At 56.7% G+C, this 1,598-nt stretch carries 3 protein-coding genes; all 3 read left to right on the top strand.

The annotated features are described in order from the left end of the window. Window positions 1-288, top strand: a 288-nt coding sequence (locus L1075_RS15590; protein ID WP_246942747.1) for a transposase, incomplete at its 5' end; no start/stop codon positions are given. Between the two features lie 258 nt (window positions 289-546). Then, window positions 547-996: an NUDIX hydrolase gene (locus tag L1075_RS15585; RefSeq protein ID WP_246942745.1), complete on the top strand. Its 450-nt coding sequence runs from the start codon at window positions 547-549 to the stop codon at window positions 994-996. A gap of 58 nt (window positions 997-1,054) precedes the next feature. Next, window positions 1,055-1,598 (top strand): NAD(P)/FAD-dependent oxidoreductase (locus L1075_RS15580; protein WP_246942743.1); only part of this gene is annotated, 544 nt, incomplete at its 3' end.

The raw sequence follows: 1,598 nt of genomic DNA, 5'->3' as shown, positions 1-1,598 counted from the left end.
GATCAACAACTGAGCCTGTTTGCTGACCGGACCTCCAGCACGCACTGGTGGGCCAATCAGTGGCGGCTGATCTTGTCGGGCTTCGCTTATACGCTGTTCGAGCGGTTACGGACTTATCTGAAGCACACGCCCTTCGCGCGCATGAGTCCGAGCAACCTGAGGCTCAAGCTCATCAAAGTAGGCGCGGTCATCATCCGCAATACGCGTCGAATCCGAGTACTCATGAGTGACAGCTACCCCTATAAAACGGCGCTATCCGATCTCGTCAGGCGGTTGGTTCCTAACTGACTGCTCGGGCGCCCCCGGCCCGAAGCAATGGGGGAAAGGGGGAAGTGTGTCTGAACGCCGGAAAGTGGTTAAAAAGTAGCCGATGTAAGTCGAGCCAGTAGGTGTTTAGCGGTGTTACAGCCTGAGTGCGGTACTGGCTGAGGTACTATGAGAAATCCAGGCTAGCGCATATCATGGAGCACGATACTTTGACTAATTTCCAGGAAAGGTGGACAAAAAAAATTAACCACTCTTCTCCTTTTACCCGAGGTCCGACCAATGGAAAAGAGCTTATCCCAACCAGAAACGTCACCTTTTAATCACCCTATACCGGCAACAATAGCAGCCGTTATTCGGGATGGTAATGTCTTATTAGTTAGACGCAGGAACCCACCGGACGCCAATCACTGGGGCTTTCCGGGAGGAAAAATAGATTTTGGCGAAACGATTGAAAGCGCAGCATTACGTGAGCTTCACGAAGAGACGGGCGTACAAGCAAACGTTGTAAAAACCTTTACCGCCGTAGATGTATTCGATCATGATGATGCTGGCCATATTCAGCAGCACTTTGTTCTTATCGCTGTATTGTGTCAGTGGATCTCTGGCGAGCCCGTGGCCGGCGATGATGCCCTGGATGCACGATGGTTTCCGATAGAAAGTCTAGAAAGACAAGACTTGGCGTTGAGCCTTGATGTGGTTGAAGTGGCCAAGATGGCTGCGGCGCTATAAGCGAAAGCCGGATCGTCTATCCTAGGGAGACTGTCTCTTCCCGCCTCCCGGAGCTTCCATGGACCTCAAAAGCGGCTACCCCTATTGGGCAATCAAGAACGGCTTGATGCAGGCCTTCCCCAAGCTCGACCGGGACGTGACCTGCGAGGTGGTGGTCATCGGCGGTGGCATTACCGGGGCCCTGATCGCCGACGAGCTGGCCCAGAACGGCCATGAGGTCACGGTACTGGAACGCCGCGATGTGGGCTGGGGCAGTTCCGCGGCGAGCACCGCGTTGATTCAGTACGAGATCGACACGCACATGACCGACCTCGCCGCCCGTTTCGGCGAGGCCGATGCCGTCTCGGCCTATCGCGCCTGCGCGCAGGCCATCGATGCGCTCGAAGGGTTGGCCGACGCCGTGGGCGACGTCGATTTCGCCAGGCAAGCCAGCCTGTATTACGCCAGCGACGAAGGTGATCTCGACAGCCTGCGCCGCGAATGGGAAATGCGTCGTCAGCACGACTTTGACGCCGACTGGCTGACGCCCGAAGCCATCGCGTCGCGCTTTGGTTTCGAGGCGCCAGGCGCGATCCTGACACCCCAAGCCGCCCGGCTCGACC

Source organism: Chromohalobacter beijerinckii (assembly GCF_023061185.1).
Lineage (GTDB): Bacteria > Pseudomonadota > Gammaproteobacteria > Pseudomonadales > Halomonadaceae > Chromohalobacter > Chromohalobacter beijerinckii.
Note: the sequence above shows the minus strand (reverse complement) of the source record. Positions and strands in the feature narration are given on the sequence as shown.